This is a genomic window from Bradyrhizobium sp. USDA 4532, assembly GCF_024171315.1.
In the GTDB taxonomy this organism is placed as follows: domain Bacteria; phylum Pseudomonadota; class Alphaproteobacteria; order Rhizobiales; family Xanthobacteraceae; genus Bradyrhizobium; species Bradyrhizobium australafricanum.
Map to the genome: position 1 here is coordinate 6,768,307 of NZ_JALJZN010000001.1, position 15,190 is coordinate 6,783,496.

The window sequence follows — 15,190 nt, forward strand, 5'->3', positions numbered from 1 at the left end:
ATGCTTGCGATGATCGGCAAGCGGCTGCTGTTCGCGATCCCGTCGCTGATCGGGGTCGTGATCGTGACGTTCCTTTTGACGCGTGCGCTGCCGGGCGATCCCGCGGCGTATTTTGCTGGCCCCGCGGCCACCAAGGAGGCGGTCGACCAGATCCGGAAGAAGCTCGGCTTCGACAAGCCGCTGATCGAGCAGTTCGTCCGCTACACCAACGATCTCGCCCATGGCGATCTCGGCACATCGCTCACCACCGGCCAGCCGGTGGCGGCCGAGCTGCGCAACCGCCTGCCGGCGTCGGCCGAGCTCACTCTGCTCGGCCTCGTCGTCTCCATCGTGATCGCGATCCCGCTCGGCGTGCTGGCGGCGACGCGGCCGGGCTCCTGGATCGACCATCTCTGCCGCGTCACCACCACGGCCGGCGTGTCGCTGCCGGTGTTCTTCACCGGGCTCGTGCTGGTCTATCTGTTCTACTTCCGGCTCGGCTGGTCGCCGGCGCCGCTCGGCCGGCTCGACGTGTTCGCTAGCGCACCGCCGACCGTCACCGGCTTCTATCTCGTCGACACGCTGATCGCGCGGGACTTCGAGGCGTTTCGTTCCGCGCTCAGCCAATTGATCCTGCCGGCGGTGACGCTCGCGATCTTCTCGCTGGCGCCGATCGCGCGGATGACGCGGGCCTCGATGCTGGCGGTGCTGGCGTCCGACTTCGTCCGCACCGCGCGTGCCAGCGGCCTGTCGCCCGGCAAGGTGATCGTCACCTACGCCTTCCGCAACGCGATGCTGCCGGTCATCACCACGCTCAGCATGGTGTTCTCGTTCCTGTTGGGCGCCAATGTGCTGGTGGAAAAGGTGTTCGCCTGGCCCGGCATCGGCTCCTACGCGGTCGAGGCGCTGATCGCATCCGACTTCGCGCCGGTGCAGGGCTTCGTGCTGACCATGGCGGTCATGTACGTGCTGCTCAATCTGCTGATCGACATCCTCTACGGCGTGATCGATCCCCGCGTCAGGCTGGAGGGCTAGAGCATGAGCACCGTAGCTCCAACCGTCGAACCCGCAGGACCCGCCCGCACGTCGGGGCTTGCCGCGGCGTTGGAGCAGACCCGCTACGTCTTGAGCGAAAACAAGGTCACCGGCTTTGCCTTCGCGCTGCTGGTCCTGATCCTGTTTGCCGCGCTGTTCGGGCCCTACGTGGTGCCGTACGACCCGCTCGCCTCCGACACCGCGGCTGCATTGAAGCCGCCGTCCGCCGCGCACTGGTTCGGCACCGATCAGCTCGGCCGCGACATCTTCAGCCGCGTCATCGTCGCGACGCGGCTCGACACCTTCATCGCGGTCGCCTCCGTCGTGCTGGTGTTCCTGATGGGCGGGCTGGCCGGCATCGCCGCCGGCTATTTCGGCGGCTGGACCGACCGCATCGTCGGCCGCATCGCCGACACCATCATGGCGTTTCCGCTGTTCGTGCTGGCGATGGGCATCGTCGCGGCGCTCGGCAACACCGTGCAGAACATCATCATCGCGACCGCGATCGTGAACTTCCCGCTCTATGCCCGCGTCGCACGCGCAGAAGCAAACGTCCGCCGCAATGCCGGCTTCGTGCAGGCGGCGCGGCTGTCCGGCAACGGCGAGTACCGCATTCTGCTCGGGCACATCCTGCCCAACATCATGCCGATCATGATCGTGCAGATGTCGCTGACCATGGGCTATGCTATCCTCAACGCCGCGGGCCTGTCCTTCATCGGGCTCGGCGTCCGGCCACCGACCGCGGAGTGGGGCATCATGGTCGCCGAGGGCGCGGGCTTTATGGTGTCGGGCGAGTGGTGGATCGCGCTGTTCCCGGGCCTGGCGCTGATGATCGCGGTGTTCTGCTTCAACCTGCTCGGCGACGGCCTGCGCGACATCGTCGATCCGCAGCGGAGGACGTGATGATGTGGACCTGGCTAACGCATGCGCGCTTTCTTCGCCTCTCCCCGCGTGCGGGGAGAGGCCGGGCCGCGTTAGCGGACCGGGTGAGGGGGGCGCTCCGCGCACTCCTCAGCCAGTTGTACGTGCCGATAGATGCCCCTCACCCCAACCCTCTCCCCGCAAGAGCGGGGCGAGGGGGCGCACTGGACAGGCGGAGAACATGATGCCTGTCCCGGTCCGGTGCCGTGCTACCGCTCCGCTCCTTTGCATGGGGTTGATTTGCGGATTTTTGGATGACGCACCCCATGAGGGGAGGCGCGCATGACCGCCCAGCCGCTGCTCGACGTCAGCGACCTCACGGTCGAGTTCACCACCCGCCGCGGCATCGTCAAGGCGGTGCAGCACGTCAACATATCCGTCGGCAAGGGCGAGACCGTCGGCATCGTCGGCGAGTCCGGCTCCGGCAAGTCGGTGACTTCCTATGCCGTGATGCGCATCCTCGACCGCGCCGGCCGGATCGCCGAGGGCTCGGTGATGTTCTCCGGTATCGACGTCAAGTCGGCCTCGGAGAGCCAGATGCGCGATCTGCGCGGCCGCGAGGTCTCGATGATCTTCCAGAACCCGCGCGCCGCGCTCAATCCGATCCGCAAGGTCGGTCACCAGATCGAGGACGTGCTGCGCCAGCATGTGCAGCAGGCGCAGGTCACCGATCGCGGCGAGACGGCGATCGAGGCGCTGGAGCAGGTCAAGATCGCGCGCGCACGCGAGCGCTACCACGCCTATCCGTTCGAGCTGTCCGGCGGCATGTGCCAGCGCGTGGTCATCGCGCTCGCGCTGGCCTGCAATCCGCAGCTTCTGATCGCCGACGAGCCGACCACCGGGCTCGACGTCACCACCCAGAAGGCGGTGATGGACCTGATCGTCGAGCTGACCCGGCGCCGGGCGATGTCGACGATTCTGATCACGCATGACCTCGGCCTCGCCGCCGCCTATTGCGACCGCGTCGTGGTGATGGAGAAGGGCCGTGTGGTCGAGACCGCCAAGTCGGCGGACATCTTCGCCGCGCCCCGGCATGCCTACACCAGGAAGCTGATGCGCGCGACGCCGCGGCTCGGGGTGTCGCTCCGGGATCTGTTGCCGGAGGAGGATTCGCTTGCCTCTCCCCGCGTGCGGGGAGAGGCCGACACGCTCGGCAGCGCACTCGCGCGCCAGAGCGTGGCGGGTGAGGGGGACCCTCCACGGGCCGTGCCTGCGGATGCGGCCCCTCACCCCAACCCTCTCGCCGTAAAGAACGGGGAGAGGGGGCGGATGGAGCCTCTCCTGTCAGTCGAAAGGCTCGTCAAGGAATACCCGCGCCAGGGCGCGGGCGGGATGCTGGCAAAGTTGTTCGGGCGCAAGCCGCCGGTCGAGGAAGAGACCTTCCGTGCGGTCGACGGTATCAGCTTCTCGATCGATCATGGCGAGAGCGTCGGGCTGGTCGGCGAATCCGGCTGCGGCAAGTCGACGACGTCGATGATGGTGATGCGGCTGCTGGACCAGACCTCCGGCCGCATCATGTTCGACGGCGAGGACATCGGCGGCATCACGCCGCAGTCGTTCGCGCGGCTGCCGCGGCGCAGCCAGATCCAGATGGTGTTCCAGGATCCGACCGACAGCCTCAACCCGCGCTTCACCGCGGCGCGCGCCATCGCGGATCCGATCATGCAGCTCGGCGACATCCGCGGGCGCGACGCGCTCCGCACCCGCTGCGAGGAGCTCGCGCGGCTGGTCGGCCTGCCGGTCAATCTGCTGGATCGCTTCCCGCACCAGCTCTCCGGCGGCCAGAAGGCCCGCGTCGGCATCGCACGCGCCATCGCGCTGCACCCGAAGCTCGTCATCCTCGACGAGCCGACCGCGGCACTTGATGTCTCGGTGCAGGCGGTGGTGCTCAATTTGCTGCAGGACCTCAAGCAGTCGATGGGCATGAGCTATTTGTTCGTGTCGCACGACCTCAATGTCGTGCGCCTGCTGTGCGATCGCGTCATCGTGATGCGCGCCGGTCGCATCGTGGAGCAGGGCACATCCGAACACGTCTTGGGCAATCCGCAGGATGCCTATACAAGGGAGCTGCTGACGGCGATCCCGCATCCGCCGCTGCCGGTGTCTTGACGCATGATCCGGAAAAGTGGGGACCGGTTTTCCTCGCGACAAACGCGGAACGCGTTTGCGCGGAGATCATGCGCAAAATCGTTATTGGGAGCGAAATGACCGATCATCTCGACGACTATATGAACGCCGTCGCCCGCGCGATGGCGTTGCCGCTGGAGGACGCCTGGCGTCCGGCGGTGCGCGCCAATCTCGACGTCTCGCTGCGACTGGCGCGGCTGGTCGATGACTTCCCGCTGCCGGACGACGTCGTGTCGGCCGCCGTCTATTCGACCTGAGACCCCGATGTCCGAAACTCCCGTTCCCATGTCGGCCGCCGAGATCGCGCAGGCCGTCTCAAACCGCAAGATCACGGCTCTTGCCGCGACCGAGGCTGCGCTGGCGCGGATCGCCGCGCATGACAAGGTCCTCAATGCCTTCACCGACGTCACCGCCGATCGCGCGCGCGCCAGGGCCAGCGCGGTCGATGCCGCGATCGCCGCCGGTCAACCGGTCGGCCCGCTCGCCGGCGTGCCGTTCGCGGTCAAGAACCTGTTCGATGTGCAGGGCCTTCCGACCCGCGCCGGCTCGAAGATCAACCGCGACCTGCCGCCGTCGCCGCGCGATGCGACGCTGATCGAGCGGATGGAGGCGGCCGGTGCGGTGCTGGTCGGCGCGCTCAACATGGGCGAATACGCCTACGACTTCACCGGCGAGAATGTGCATGACGGCCCGTCGCGCAATCCGCATGATCCGGCGCGGATGACCGGCGGCTCCTCCGGCGGCTCGGGCAGCGCCGTCGGCGGCGCGCTGGTGCCGATCGCGCTCGGCTCCGATACCAACGGCTCGATCCGCGTGCCGTCGTCATTCTGCGGCACGTTCGGTTTGAAGCCGACCTACGGCCGGCTGTCGCGCGCGCGGTCCTATCCGTTCGTCGCCAGCCTCGATCATCTCGGCCCGCTAGCGCGCAGCGTGAAGGACCTCGCGCTCGCCTACGACGCCATGCAGGGGCCTGATGCCGATGATCCGGCCTGCATTGTGCAGTCGGTCGAGCCGACCGTGCCGTTGCTTGCCAATGATATTGGCGGGCTGCGGGTTGCGATCGCCGGCGGCTATTTCCAGCAGAATCTGTTTCCGGAGGCGGCAGAGGCGGTCGCGCGTGTCGCGAAGGCGCTCGGTGCCGCGCGGATCGTGGAGCTTCCCGAAGCTGCGCGCGCTCGCGCCGCGGCCTACATCATCACCACGACCGAGGGTGCCGCGCTGCATCTCGATCGCCTGCGCAAGCGTCCCAACGATTTCGATCCGGCGGTGCGCGACCGTCTCATTGCGGGCGCGATGATCCCGGCGGTCTATGTCGACAAGGCGCAGAAATTCCGCCGCTGGTATCGCGCGAAGGTGATGGAGCTGTTCCAGTCGGTCGACGTGATCCTGGCGCCGGCGACGCCGTGCACCGCGCCGAAGATCGGTCAGGCCAGTTTCACGCTCGACGGCGTCGAGCTTCCGGTGCGCGCCAATATCGGCATCCACACCCAGCCGATCTCCTTCATCGGTCTGCCGGTGGTCGCCGTGCCGGTGCCGCTTGAGCCGCTGCCGATCGGCGTGCAGATCATCGCGGCGCCCTGGCGCGAGGACGGCGCGCTACGGGTCGCCTATGCGCTGGAACAGATGGGCGTTGCGGCCGCGCCGGCGCCGAGAGGACTCTGATATGGAAATCGATATTCCCGACGTCGTCGCTGAGGTCACCGCGCAGTTCCAGCGATATGAGAAGGCGCTGGTCTCGAACGACGTCGCGGTGCTCGACGAGCTGTTCCGCGACGACCGCCGCACGCTGCGTTACGGTATCGGCGAGAACCTTTATGGCTATGCCGAGATCATGGCGTTTCGCGCCGGGCGCTCGCCGGTCGGGCTGATGCGCAAGCTCGAGCGGACCGTGATCACGACCTATGGCCGCGACACCGCGATCGCCTCGACGCTGTTCTACCGGGACAGCGCGCCGGGTAGAGTGGGGCGGCAGATGCAGACGTGGATTCGCTTCCCCGAGGGCTGGAGAATCGTCGCCGCCCATGTCAGCGTCATCGACGAACCCAAAGGTGCTTGAAGGGCGCTTGAGGATGAGCCTGGAAGATCTGCCGCAGGGCGCAGAATCCGAGATGACGGTGCGCCGCATCGATCGGCCGTCGTCGCTGGTCGACAAGGTCACCCGTGCCGAAGAGCTGCGGCTGCAACTCGCCGACGAGATCGTGCGTGGCACGCTGCCGCCGGGGGCCGGGCTCGATGAAACCGACCTTGCGCGGCGCTTCAACGTCTCGCGCACCCCGGTGCGCGAAGCGCTGCGGCAGCTTGCCGCCAGCGGCCTGATCGATGCCCGAGCGCATCGCGGCGCCGTGGTGGCGCGGCCCTCGCTTGAACGGCTCACCGGCATGTTCGAGGCGATGGCCGAGCTGGAGGCGATCTGTGCCGGCCTCGCCGCCGAGCGGATGACGGCGGCGGAGCGCCACGCACTGGAAGCGATCCACGAGGAGTTGCGGGTGCTGAGCTACACCGGCAATCCCGAGCGCTTCCATGAGGTCAATGAGCGCTTCCACAACGCGATCTATGCCGGGTCGCAGAACGCCTACATCGCCGAGATCACTTTGGCGACGCGGGTGCGCGTGCAGCCGTTCCGCCGCGCCCAGTTCCGCAACCTCGGCCGTCTGGCAAAATCCCACGCCGAGCACGACCGCGTCGTCGTCGCCATCATGCGCGGCGACAAGACAGGCGCCGCCGCGGCGATGCGCGCCCATATCGAGCAGGTGCGCGGGGAGTACGAGACCTACGCGGTGTCGGTGTAGCTTCTCCTTACCTCGCCCCGCTTGCGGGGCGAGGTCGGATTGCATCGCAGACGCAATCCGGGTGAGGGGGTACAGGTCTCTCGATAGTCCTCCGCGCGGAGAGATGCCCCTCACCCCCACCCTCTCCCCGCGAGAGCGGGGCGAGGGAGCGCACTTCCGCTGCGGCTAGGCTTTCGCCCTCTCCGCCATGAATGCGCGCCAGCCGCCATAGGCGGAAATGTCCTTCGCGCCCTGGATCGCGGCGGGCTCGACGATGAAGCCCTTGGCCTGCCGTCCGTCGGCGAGCCTGATCGTGCCGATCGACAGCGGCGGCGGGATCGCGGCGACGAACGTTCCGAATGCTGCCGGTGACATCGCCCACAGTTCGAGCTTGATCGCTGCGCCGGCACCGGCCTCGATGCGCAGCATGCCGGGCTTCGGCGGCGTGGTGTCGAGCGCGTAGAGCCTGTAGTCCGGTGCGGTGACCGCCTCTTCCAGCAGGCGCGCATCGAGCGTCGTCAGCTCGTGGTTCAGCGCCATGCCGGAGAGATGCGCACCGACCACCGCGATGGTGATGTCGTCGGAGCCGGCCTGCGTCGGCGCGGCGGTGAGCGGCGGCTGCGGAAGTGAATTGGCGCCGAGTGTAAGTCCGGTGTCGGCGTGAAACACGCGGCCGATGCCGGCAAGCTCGGCGTCGCGGCCGGCGCGCGCGAGCAGCGTGATGCCGAACGGCGCGCCGTCGGGCCGCATCGCTGCCGGCAGCGCCAGGCCGCACATATCGAGCAGGTTGACGAAATTGGTGTAGGTGCCGAGCCGCGAGTTCAGCTCGATCGGATTGGCGAGCACATCGGCGGTGGAATAGACGGTCGGGGCGGTCGGCAGCACGATCGCATCGAGTTGCGCAAGGCTGCGCTCGGCGACGCGGCGCAGCGCCTCGAGGCGGTACAGCGCAGAAAAAGTATCGGCGGCAGTTGGACGCGATCCGCCGACGGTGATCTCGCGCGTCACCGGATGGACCGCCTCGGGCGACGACGCCAGCAGGTCGCGGATCACGAGATAGCGTTCCGCCACCCACGGGCCCTCATAGAGCAGCCGCGCGGTCTCGTAGAACGGCGCGAGGTCGAACTCGACGAGGTTGGCGCCAAGCGCCTGCCAGCGCTTGCACGCCTCGCCATAGGCCTCCTCGGCCTCGCGATCGCCGAAGAATTTCAACTGGCCGGTTTGGGGAATGCCGAGCTTCAGCTTGGCCGGAAAGCTCGCCAGCGGGGCCAGCGCCCGGTCGCGCGAATACGGATCGGACTGATCGGGCCCGGACATGACGGCGAGCGCGGCCAGCGCGTCGTCGGCGGTGAGCGAGAAGATCGAGACGCAGTCGAGCGTGCGGCAGGCCGGCACGACGCCGGTGGTCGAGATCAGCCCGAGGCTCGGCTTGAGCCCGACGATGTTGTTGAGCATCGCCGGCACGCGGCCGCTGCCCGCGGTGTCGGTGCCGAGCGACAGCGGCACCAGGCCCGCGGAGACCGCGACCGCGGAGCCCGAACTCGACCCGCCCGGCACCAGATCGCCGCGCACCGGGTTCCTGGGAATGCCGTACGGCGAGCGCACGCCGACCAGGCCGGTGGCGAACTGGTCGAGATTGGTCTTGCCGATGATGACGGCGCCGGCCGCGCGCAGTTTCGCGACCACGGTGGAATCCTGCTCAGGCAGATAGGAGAACGCCGGGCAGGCGGCGGTGGTCGGCAGGCCCGCGACGTCGATATTGTCCTTCACCGCGACCGGCACGCCGTAAAGCGGCAACGTCGGATCGGCGAGCCGCTCGGCCTCGGCAAGCGCATCCTTCTCGTCGCGCAGGCTGATGAAGATGGCGGGATCGTTGTGCTCGCGGATGCGCTGGTAGCTGCGCGCCACGGTTTGGGCCGGCGTCATGGTCCCGGCGCGGTGCGCGGCGACGATCGCGGCGACAGTTTCAGTCACGTGCTTGGCCTCATCTCGTGAGCGGGAGGCGTCGGATGCCATCCGCAAGGGAATTGCAGCCTGGTCGAAGCAAGCAATGTGCCATTGTGTACAATTCGCCCGCGTCCGTCGCGCGGCGGATTATTGCACAATATCAGTTGCTTGAAATGCTCGTCGGGAACGGACGTAGGCCGGTATGAGAGAGTATCTGCCCAATTTAAAGGCAAATCCGGTCAAGCCGAAATCTCGGTCGAAAGGTCAGGTGAAGGAGGCGAGGATGCGCAACAAATGCTCGCGGTTTTCCTTGCCGATCTTCTCGGCCACATGCCGCTCATGCTCGGCGGCGAGCCGCTTGAACTGCGCCAGCGCGGTCTTGCCGCGCGCGGTCAGATGCAGCGCATGGGAGCGGCGGTCTGTCGCGGAGGGGACGCGGCTGACGAAGTCGCGGTCTTCCAGGCTGTCGAGCAGATGCACCAGCCGCGCGCGCTCGATCCCGAGCCGCTTTGCCACCGCCATCTGACTGAGGCCTGGATTGGCCCCGATCACGGTCATCACCGAATACTGGGTTGGGCGGATATCGACCGTCGCCAGCGTCTTGATGAAGTCCTGAAAGATCCAGAGCTGGAAGCGGCGCACCGCATTGCCGGCGTGACCGACCAGCGCGTCGAGGCCGATGTCGTCGCCGGCCTCGCCGTTGGGCGCCGCGCCATTTGCTCCGTGCGATCGGGGGCGGCGGATTGCCGCTGCCGTTCCTGCCGCCTTGCGCGATGTCTTTTGCTGGCTCGCCATGACCGCAAGGCTAGCGCGCCCAAGCTGGGATGGAAAGATTGTTGTTGACGACAACAATTGATGTCCGCAACATTATGACCAAAGAGCCCGGCCGGGACCGCGGCGCCGCACCATGTTGCGGCGCGATCCCGATAAGACACGGGTGACAAGACTTGGGCGAGGAGGAAACCATGACGATGGCCGCCGCCAGCGGAGACAATCCGAGCAGCCTGTTCGCGACGCCCGCGATCGTTGCGGATCGCCGCGACGACGGCAGCATCCTGGTCCGCTCCACCACGCCGCTGAAGCAAGGCGCCCGCTGCGTCGGCGACTGGCTGGAGCATTGGGCGCAGCAGGCGCCGGATCGCATCTTTCTCGGCGAGCGCGCCAATGCCGATGCGCCCTGGAGCACCGTCAGCTATCGCGACGCGCTCGGCATCGTGCGGCGGGCCGCATCGTGGGTGCTAGCGCAAGGGCTGAGCACGGAACGTCCGCTCGTCATCCTCTCCGACAACGGCATCGATCACGCGTTGTTCGCGCTCGCTGCGCAGCATGTCGGCGTGCCCTCGGCCGCGATCTCGCCGGCCTATTCCTTGATGTCGAAAGACTTCGACAAGCTGAAGAGCATGATCGAGCTGCTCGACCCCGGCGCGATCTACGTCGCAAGCACAAGGCCGTTCGCGGCGGCGCTTGCCGCAATCAAGCCGCTGCATCGCGCAACCATCGTCAGCGGCAATCCGGACGACGCCGACGCATTGTCGTTCCGTACCGTCGCTGCCACGCCGGAAGCGCCCGGGGTCGCCAAGGCGTTCGCGGCGGTGACGGCTGACACGATCGCAAAATTCCTGTTCACCTCGGGCTCGACGGGCACGCCGAAGGCCGTGATCAACACCCAGCGCATGCTGACCTCGAGCCAGCAAGCCAAGGCGCAGACCTGGACGTTCCTGGAGCAAGCGGGCGAGGAACTGGTGATCCTGGACTGGCTGCCGTGGAGCCACACCTTCGGCGCCAACCACAACTTCAACCTGGTGCTGCGCAACGGCGGCACGCTCTATATCGACGGCGGCAAGCCGGCGCCCGGGCTGTTCGCGACCTCGCTGGCCAACCTGCGCAGCGTGGTGCCGACGGTCTATTTCAACGTGCCGCGCGGCTTCGACATGCTGATCGCGGCGCTGCGCACCGACGACGAACTGCGCAGAAAATTCTTCGAGGGCACCAAATTCGCCTTCTATGCCGGCGCGGCGCTGCCGCAGAATCTGTGGGACGCGCTGGAGGACTTGTCGCTGCGGACGGTCGGTCGCCGGCTGCCGATGGTGTCGGCCTGGGGTTCGACCGAGACCTCGCCGCTGGCGACCGATTGCCACTTCCTGGCCAAACGCTCCGGCAATATCGGCGTGCCGATCCCCGGCACCGAGCTCAAGCTGGTGCCGTCGGGCGACAAGCTCGAGGTGCGCGTGCGCGGGCCCAACGTCACGCCGGGCTACTGGAAGGCGCCCGAGCTCACCGCTGAGGCCTTCGATGCCGAGGGTTTTTACAAGATCGGCGACGCCGTCACCTTCGCCGATCCCGCACGGCCCGATCTCGGCCTGTTCTTCGACGGCCGCGTGGCGGAGGATTTCAAGCTCAATTCCGGCACCTGGGTCAGCGTCGGCACCTTGCGCGTCGCCGGCATCGCGGCGCTGGCGCCGCTCGCGCAGGACATCGTCGTCACAGGCCATGGCCGCGACGAGGTGCGCTTCCTGGTGTTTCCGAACCTCGCCGCCTGCCGTTCGCTGGCAGGGCTGCCCGAGAGCGCCGATGCGCGGGAGGTGATCGGTCATCCGGCGGTCCGTGCTGCGGTTGGGCGGGGGCTGGCGACGCTGAAGGCGCAAGGCGGCCATTCCTCCGGCCATGCCACCCGCGCGCTGCTGCTGGCCGAGTCCGCCTCGGTCGACGGCGGGGAGATCACCGACAAGGGCTACATCAATCAGCGCGCCGTGCTGACGCGCCGCGCCGCAGCAGTGGCGGTATTGGAGGACGACGGGTCGGGTGAGGCGATCGCCTGCGCGGGCGTGTGAGGCGATTTGTGCATCTGACGCGCCAGCAGCGCGCCGCGTACACTGCCGTCGTCCCTGCGGAAGCAGGCACCCATACTCCGCGGCCGAAATTGTGAACAAAGTTCGTCGTTCCGCCGACATGCGATAATCAGCATTTTGTGGTTATGGGTCACGGCTCGGAGGCCGGGACGACACCGCGTTTGTGGCACGGATCATCCAAGTTTCAGCTGTCCAACCCGCCAAGTCCCCGCTGCTTCCACTTGCCGCGCTGCACGCGGTTGCCTTTTTAGTTGCCATAGCAACTAAGCTGTGCGAGTTTCCGAACCCATAGGGACAGGGCCGGTCAACGGCCACGCGTTTGGGAGGAGAATGTTGCGCAGCACGGCGCCAACGGCACGCATGGAAGATCGGGCGAAGACCGCGGGGGTGCCGGGCGCCGCCCATGGCCCGGCTGTGCCGTCAGGTCGTGCTTTGCCCGGTGACGGCGCCGAGATTCTCGTGCAGCCGGCGCAGCAGCTCGATCAGCACCTCGCGCTCGTCCTTCTTCAGGCACGCCAGCAGCCGCCGCTCGCGCTCCAGCGCCGCGACGATGACCTTGTCATGGACGGCGCGGCCGCGCGCGGTCAGCGTGATCGAATGGGTGCGGCCGTCGTCCGGAGCGGTGCGGATGGTCAGCAGGCCGCGCTTCTGCAATGCCGCGAGGTTGCGGCTGACCGGCCCCTTGTCGAAGCCGATCACTTGGCAGATCCGGGAAGCGGGAATCCCCGGCTCGATCGCCAGCTGCGAGATGATCCGCCACTCAGTGACGTTGACGCCGAAATTCTTCTGGTAAAACGCGGTGGCGCTGTTCGACAGCTTGTTGCCGATGAAGGTGATGAACGCCGGCACATAGCGATCAAGGTCCAGCAGCGGGCCGTCACTGGCGTCTGCGGGATCGGCCGGTCTCGGCCGGCGGGGCTTTCGGGGGAGGGGCTGGCTGCTCATCTCTCAAATCATCGCTGCGAAACTGTCCGGGAGCAATAGATATGCGGCCCGTGTTGACAAGATCAAACCTCGGGAGGTCCCGATGACTGCAACAGAAGCTGCGTCCGTCCCGCATCTCGACGTCGATCCGTTCGCGCTCGAGTTCTTCGCCGATCCATTCCCGACCCATGAGCGGCTGCGCGAGGCCGGGCCGGTGGTCTATCTCGACAAGTGGAATGTCTATGGCGTGGCGCGCTACGCCGAGGTCCATGCGGTGCTGAACGACCCCGCGACCTTCTGCTCCAGCCGCGGCGTCGGCCTCAGCGACTTTTCCAAGGAGAAGCCGTGGCGGCCGGCGAGCCTGATCCTGGAGGCCGACCCGCCCGCCCATACCCGGACCCGAGCCGTGCTGAGCACGGTGTTGTCGGCGACCGTGATGAAGCAGCTTCGCGGGCAATTTGCCGCCGCCGCGGAGGCCCGCCTCGATGCGCTGCTGGAGAAGCGCAGGTTCGACGCGATCGCGGACCTTGCGGAAGCCTATCCGTTGTCGATCTTCCCGGATGCACTCGGCCTGAGGCCGGAGGGCCGCGAGCATCTGCTGCCCTACGCCAGTCTGGTGTTCAATGCCTTCGGCCCGCCGAACGAGCTCCGCAAGGAGGCGATCGAGCGCTCGGCGCCGCATCAGGCCTATGTTGCCGAGCAATGCCAGCGCGACAATCTCACCCCGGGCGGCATCGGCGCCTGCATTCACGCCCATGTCGATAGCGGCGCCATTACCGCGACCGAGGCGCCGCTGCTGGTGCGCTCGTTGCTGTCGGCCGGTCTCGACACCACCGTCAACGGCATCGGCGCCGCCGTTTACTGCCTCGCCCGCTTCCCCGACCAGTTCCAGAAGCTGCGCGCCGATCCGACGCTGGCGCGCAACGCCTTCGAGGAAGCCGTGCGGTTCGAAAGTCCGGTCCAGACTTTCTTCCGCACCACGACGCGCGACGTCGAGCTCAGTGGAGCCAGCATTCCTGAAGGCGAGAAAGTGCTGATGTTCCTGGCAGCGGCCAATCGTGATCCGCGCCGCTGGGAAGCGCCCGATAGCTATGACATCACCCGTCGTACGTCGGGCCACGTCGGCTACGGTTCGGGCATCCATATGTGTGTCGGCCAGCTCGTCGCTCGCCTCGAAGGGGAGGTGATGCTGGCGGCGCTGGCGCGTCGTGTCGCCAGGATCGACATCACCGGCGAGCCGAAGCGCCTTTTCAACAACACGCTGCGCGGGCTCAGCAGCCTGCCGGTCGAGATCACGCCGGCCTGACGAGACGCTCAAGACCAGCAAAAGGTCGATTGAGGAAACATGGGAGGGAGACGATGAGGGGCTTCGGGGTTGGGCGATTTAGGATTGGACTTGCGCTGGCACTGGCCTGCGCCGCGGGCAGCGCACGCGCGGAGATTTCCGGCGACGTGGTCCGCGTCGGCGTGCTCAATGACATTTCGGGCATCTTCCAGGACACCAACGGCATGGGTTCGGTGGAAGCCGCGCGCATGGCCGCGGAAGATTTTGGCGGCGGCGGCAAGGGCATCAAGGTCGAGATCGTCTATGCCGATCACCAGAACAAGGCCGACGTGGGCTCTGCGATCGCGCGCAAATGGCTCGATGTCGAAGGCGTCGACGCCATCGTCGACGTGCCGAACTCGGCGGTCGGGCTCGCCATCAACACCATCCTGCGCGATAGCCGGATGACGTTCCTGGCGTCGTCGACCGCAAGCTCCGATCTCACCGGCAAGGCCTGCTCGCCGAACACCATTCAATGGGTCAACGACGCCTGGGCCACCGGCAACACCACCGCGGCCGCGATGATGCAGCGCGGCGGCAAGGACTGGTATTTCGTGACCGTCGATTATGCGCTCGGCAAAGGCATTGAGGCCGAGGCGACGAACTACATCGAGAAGCACGGCGGCAAGGTTTTGGGCTCGAGCAAGCATCCGCTCGGCACGTCGGACTTCGCGTCTTTCCTGCTGCAGGCGCAGAGCTCGAAAGCAAAAGTGATCGGGCTCGCCAATGCCGGCGGCGACACCATCAATGCGGTGAAGCAGGCGGCCGAGTTCGGCATCCAGCAGGGCGGCCAGACCATGGTGGCGTTCCTGCTGTTCGTGAACGACATCCACGGCATGGGCCTGAAGGTCGCGCAGGGCCTGCAGTTGCTGGAAGCCTTCTACTGGGACATGAACGACGACACCCGCGCGTTCGCAAAGCGCTTCGCCGCCCGTCCCGGCATGAACGGCAAGATGCCGAGCGGCAACCAAGCCGGCGTCTACGCCTCGACGCTCGCCTACCTCAACGCGGTTGCCGCCACCGGCAGCGACGACGCCAAGGCGGTGGTGCCGCAGATGAAGACCTTCAAGGGCAAGGACAAACTGTTCGGCGACACCACGATCCGCCAGGACGGCCGCGTCATCCACCCGATGTATCTGTTCGAGGTGAAGAAGCCCGAGGAGTCGAAGTACCCCTACGACTATTACAAGCTGATCGCGACCATCCCGGCCGACCAGGCGTTCCGCCCGCTGGCCGATGGCGGCTGCTCACTGGTGAAGTGAGCTCTTCGCCGCGAATGCTGCTGCGCTCCCTCTCCCCTTGTGGGAGAGGGCTGG

The 15,190-nt window shown here is 67.0% G+C and carries 13 protein-coding genes; 10 read left to right on the forward strand and 3 right to left on the reverse strand.

What is annotated here, in order from left to right:
- From J2R76_RS31100 to J2R76_RS31130, 7 genes are all read left to right on the forward strand, one after another.
- The gene (locus J2R76_RS31100) at positions 1-1,014 is read left to right on the forward strand and encodes an ABC transporter permease (RefSeq protein WP_057019487.1); all 1,014 of its coding nucleotides are present in this window, start codon (positions 1-3) and stop codon (positions 1,012-1,014) included.
- Positions 1,015-1,017: 3 nt separating this feature from the next.
- Positions 1,018-1,917, forward strand: coding sequence for an ABC transporter permease (locus J2R76_RS31105; protein ID WP_057019486.1), 900 nt, complete (start codon positions 1,018-1,020; stop codon positions 1,915-1,917).
- Positions 1,918-2,217: 300 nt separating this feature from the next.
- On the forward strand, positions 2,218-4,044 hold the full coding sequence (locus tag J2R76_RS31110) for an ABC transporter ATP-binding protein (RefSeq protein ID WP_076831059.1): 1,827 nt from the start codon (positions 2,218-2,220) through the stop codon (positions 4,042-4,044).
- A gap of 95 nt (positions 4,045-4,139) precedes the next feature.
- Positions 4,140-4,319, forward strand: coding sequence for a DUF4089 domain-containing protein (locus J2R76_RS31115; RefSeq protein WP_018269566.1), 180 nt, complete (start codon positions 4,140-4,142; stop codon positions 4,317-4,319).
- Positions 4,320-4,326: 7 nt separating this feature from the next.
- Positions 4,327-5,724 carry an AtzE family amidohydrolase gene (locus J2R76_RS31120; RefSeq protein ID WP_076831056.1) on the forward strand — a complete coding sequence of 466 codons (1,398 nt, stop codon included), beginning with the start codon at positions 4,327-4,329 and terminating at the stop codon, positions 5,722-5,724.
- A 1-nt stretch (position 5,725) separates the two neighbouring features.
- Positions 5,726-6,118 carry an oxalurate catabolism protein HpxZ gene (hpxZ, locus tag J2R76_RS31125; RefSeq protein WP_076831053.1) on the forward strand — a complete coding sequence of 131 codons (393 nt, stop codon included), beginning with the start codon at positions 5,726-5,728 and terminating at the stop codon, positions 6,116-6,118.
- 13 nt (positions 6,119-6,131) lie between these two features.
- Positions 6,132-6,851 (forward strand): GntR family transcriptional regulator, encoded by a 720-nt coding sequence (locus tag J2R76_RS31130; protein ID WP_057019483.1) that lies wholly within the window; start codon positions 6,132-6,134, stop codon positions 6,849-6,851.
- A 165-nt stretch (positions 6,852-7,016) separates the two neighbouring features.
- On the opposite strand, the gene atzF is transcribed toward J2R76_RS31130, so the two are convergent.
- Together atzF and J2R76_RS31140 are read right to left on the reverse strand one after the other, a co-directional pair.
- Positions 7,017-8,846 carry an allophanate hydrolase gene (gene atzF, locus J2R76_RS31135; RefSeq protein ID WP_076831050.1) on the reverse strand — a complete coding sequence of 610 codons (1,830 nt, stop codon included), beginning with the start codon at positions 8,844-8,846 and terminating at the stop codon, positions 7,017-7,019.
- Positions 8,847-9,041: 195 nt separating this feature from the next.
- The gene (locus J2R76_RS31140; RefSeq protein ID WP_253625306.1) at positions 9,042-9,572 is read right to left on the reverse strand and encodes a MarR family winged helix-turn-helix transcriptional regulator; all 531 of its coding nucleotides are present in this window, start codon (positions 9,570-9,572) and stop codon (positions 9,042-9,044) included.
- Positions 9,573-9,742: 170 nt separating this feature from the next.
- Here J2R76_RS31140 and J2R76_RS31145 point away from each other — a divergent pair, with 170 nt between their 5' ends.
- Entirely contained in the window at positions 9,743-11,608 is a 1,866-nt protein-coding gene (locus J2R76_RS31145; protein ID WP_375166543.1) for a feruloyl-CoA synthase, read from the forward strand.
- A gap of 438 nt (positions 11,609-12,046) precedes the next feature.
- Here the strand turns inward: J2R76_RS31145 and J2R76_RS31150 are convergent, their stop codons facing one another.
- Complete coding sequence (locus tag J2R76_RS31150) at positions 12,047-12,571, reverse strand: MarR family winged helix-turn-helix transcriptional regulator (protein WP_076831045.1); 525 nt, start codon at positions 12,569-12,571, stop codon at positions 12,047-12,049.
- 82 nt (positions 12,572-12,653) lie between these two features.
- On the opposite strand from J2R76_RS31150, the gene J2R76_RS31155 reads away from it, so the two are divergent.
- Both J2R76_RS31155 and J2R76_RS31160 read left to right on the forward strand, forming a co-directional pair.
- Positions 12,654-13,856 carry a cytochrome P450 gene (locus J2R76_RS31155; protein WP_141339779.1) on the forward strand — a complete coding sequence of 401 codons (1,203 nt, stop codon included), beginning with the start codon at positions 12,654-12,656 and terminating at the stop codon, positions 13,854-13,856.
- 53 nt (positions 13,857-13,909) lie between these two features.
- The gene (locus J2R76_RS31160; protein ID WP_141339778.1) at positions 13,910-15,136 is read left to right on the forward strand and encodes an ABC transporter substrate-binding protein; all 1,227 of its coding nucleotides are present in this window, start codon (positions 13,910-13,912) and stop codon (positions 15,134-15,136) included.
- Positions 15,137-15,190 lie beyond the last annotated feature (54 nt).

Excerpts from the sequence above, each read along its gene's own strand:
- J2R76_RS31100 (WP_057019487.1), top strand. The coding sequence starts at position 1 with ATGCTTGCGATGATCGGCAAGCGGCTGCTGTTCGCGATCCCGTCGCTG.
- J2R76_RS31105 (WP_057019486.1), top strand. The coding sequence starts at position 1,018 with ATGAGCACCGTAGCTCCAACCGTCGAACCCGCAGGACCCGCCCGCACG.
- J2R76_RS31110 (WP_076831059.1), top strand. The coding sequence starts at position 2,218 with ATGACCGCCCAGCCGCTGCTCGACGTCAGCGACCTCACGGTCGAGTTC.
- J2R76_RS31115 (WP_018269566.1), top strand. The coding sequence starts at position 4,140 with ATGACCGATCATCTCGACGACTATATGAACGCCGTCGCCCGCGCGATG.
- J2R76_RS31120 (WP_076831056.1), top strand. The coding sequence starts at position 4,327 with ATGTCCGAAACTCCCGTTCCCATGTCGGCCGCCGAGATCGCGCAGGCC.
- hpxZ (WP_076831053.1), top strand. The coding sequence starts at position 5,726 with ATGGAAATCGATATTCCCGACGTCGTCGCTGAGGTCACCGCGCAGTTC.
- J2R76_RS31130 (WP_057019483.1), top strand. The coding sequence starts at position 6,132 with ATGAGCCTGGAAGATCTGCCGCAGGGCGCAGAATCCGAGATGACGGTG.
- atzF (WP_076831050.1), bottom strand. The coding sequence starts at position 8,846 with ATGGCATCCGACGCCTCCCGCTCACGAGATGAGGCCAAGCACGTGACT.
- J2R76_RS31140 (WP_253625306.1), bottom strand. The coding sequence starts at position 9,572 with ATGGCGAGCCAGCAAAAGACATCGCGCAAGGCGGCAGGAACGGCAGCG.
- J2R76_RS31145 (WP_375166543.1), top strand. The coding sequence starts at position 9,743 with ATGACGATGGCCGCCGCCAGCGGAGACAATCCGAGCAGCCTGTTCGCG.
- J2R76_RS31150 (WP_076831045.1), bottom strand. The coding sequence starts at position 12,571 with ATGAGCAGCCAGCCCCTCCCCCGAAAGCCCCGCCGGCCGAGACCGGCC.
- J2R76_RS31155 (WP_141339779.1), top strand. The coding sequence starts at position 12,654 with ATGACTGCAACAGAAGCTGCGTCCGTCCCGCATCTCGACGTCGATCCG.
- J2R76_RS31160 (WP_141339778.1), top strand. The coding sequence starts at position 13,910 with ATGAGGGGCTTCGGGGTTGGGCGATTTAGGATTGGACTTGCGCTGGCA.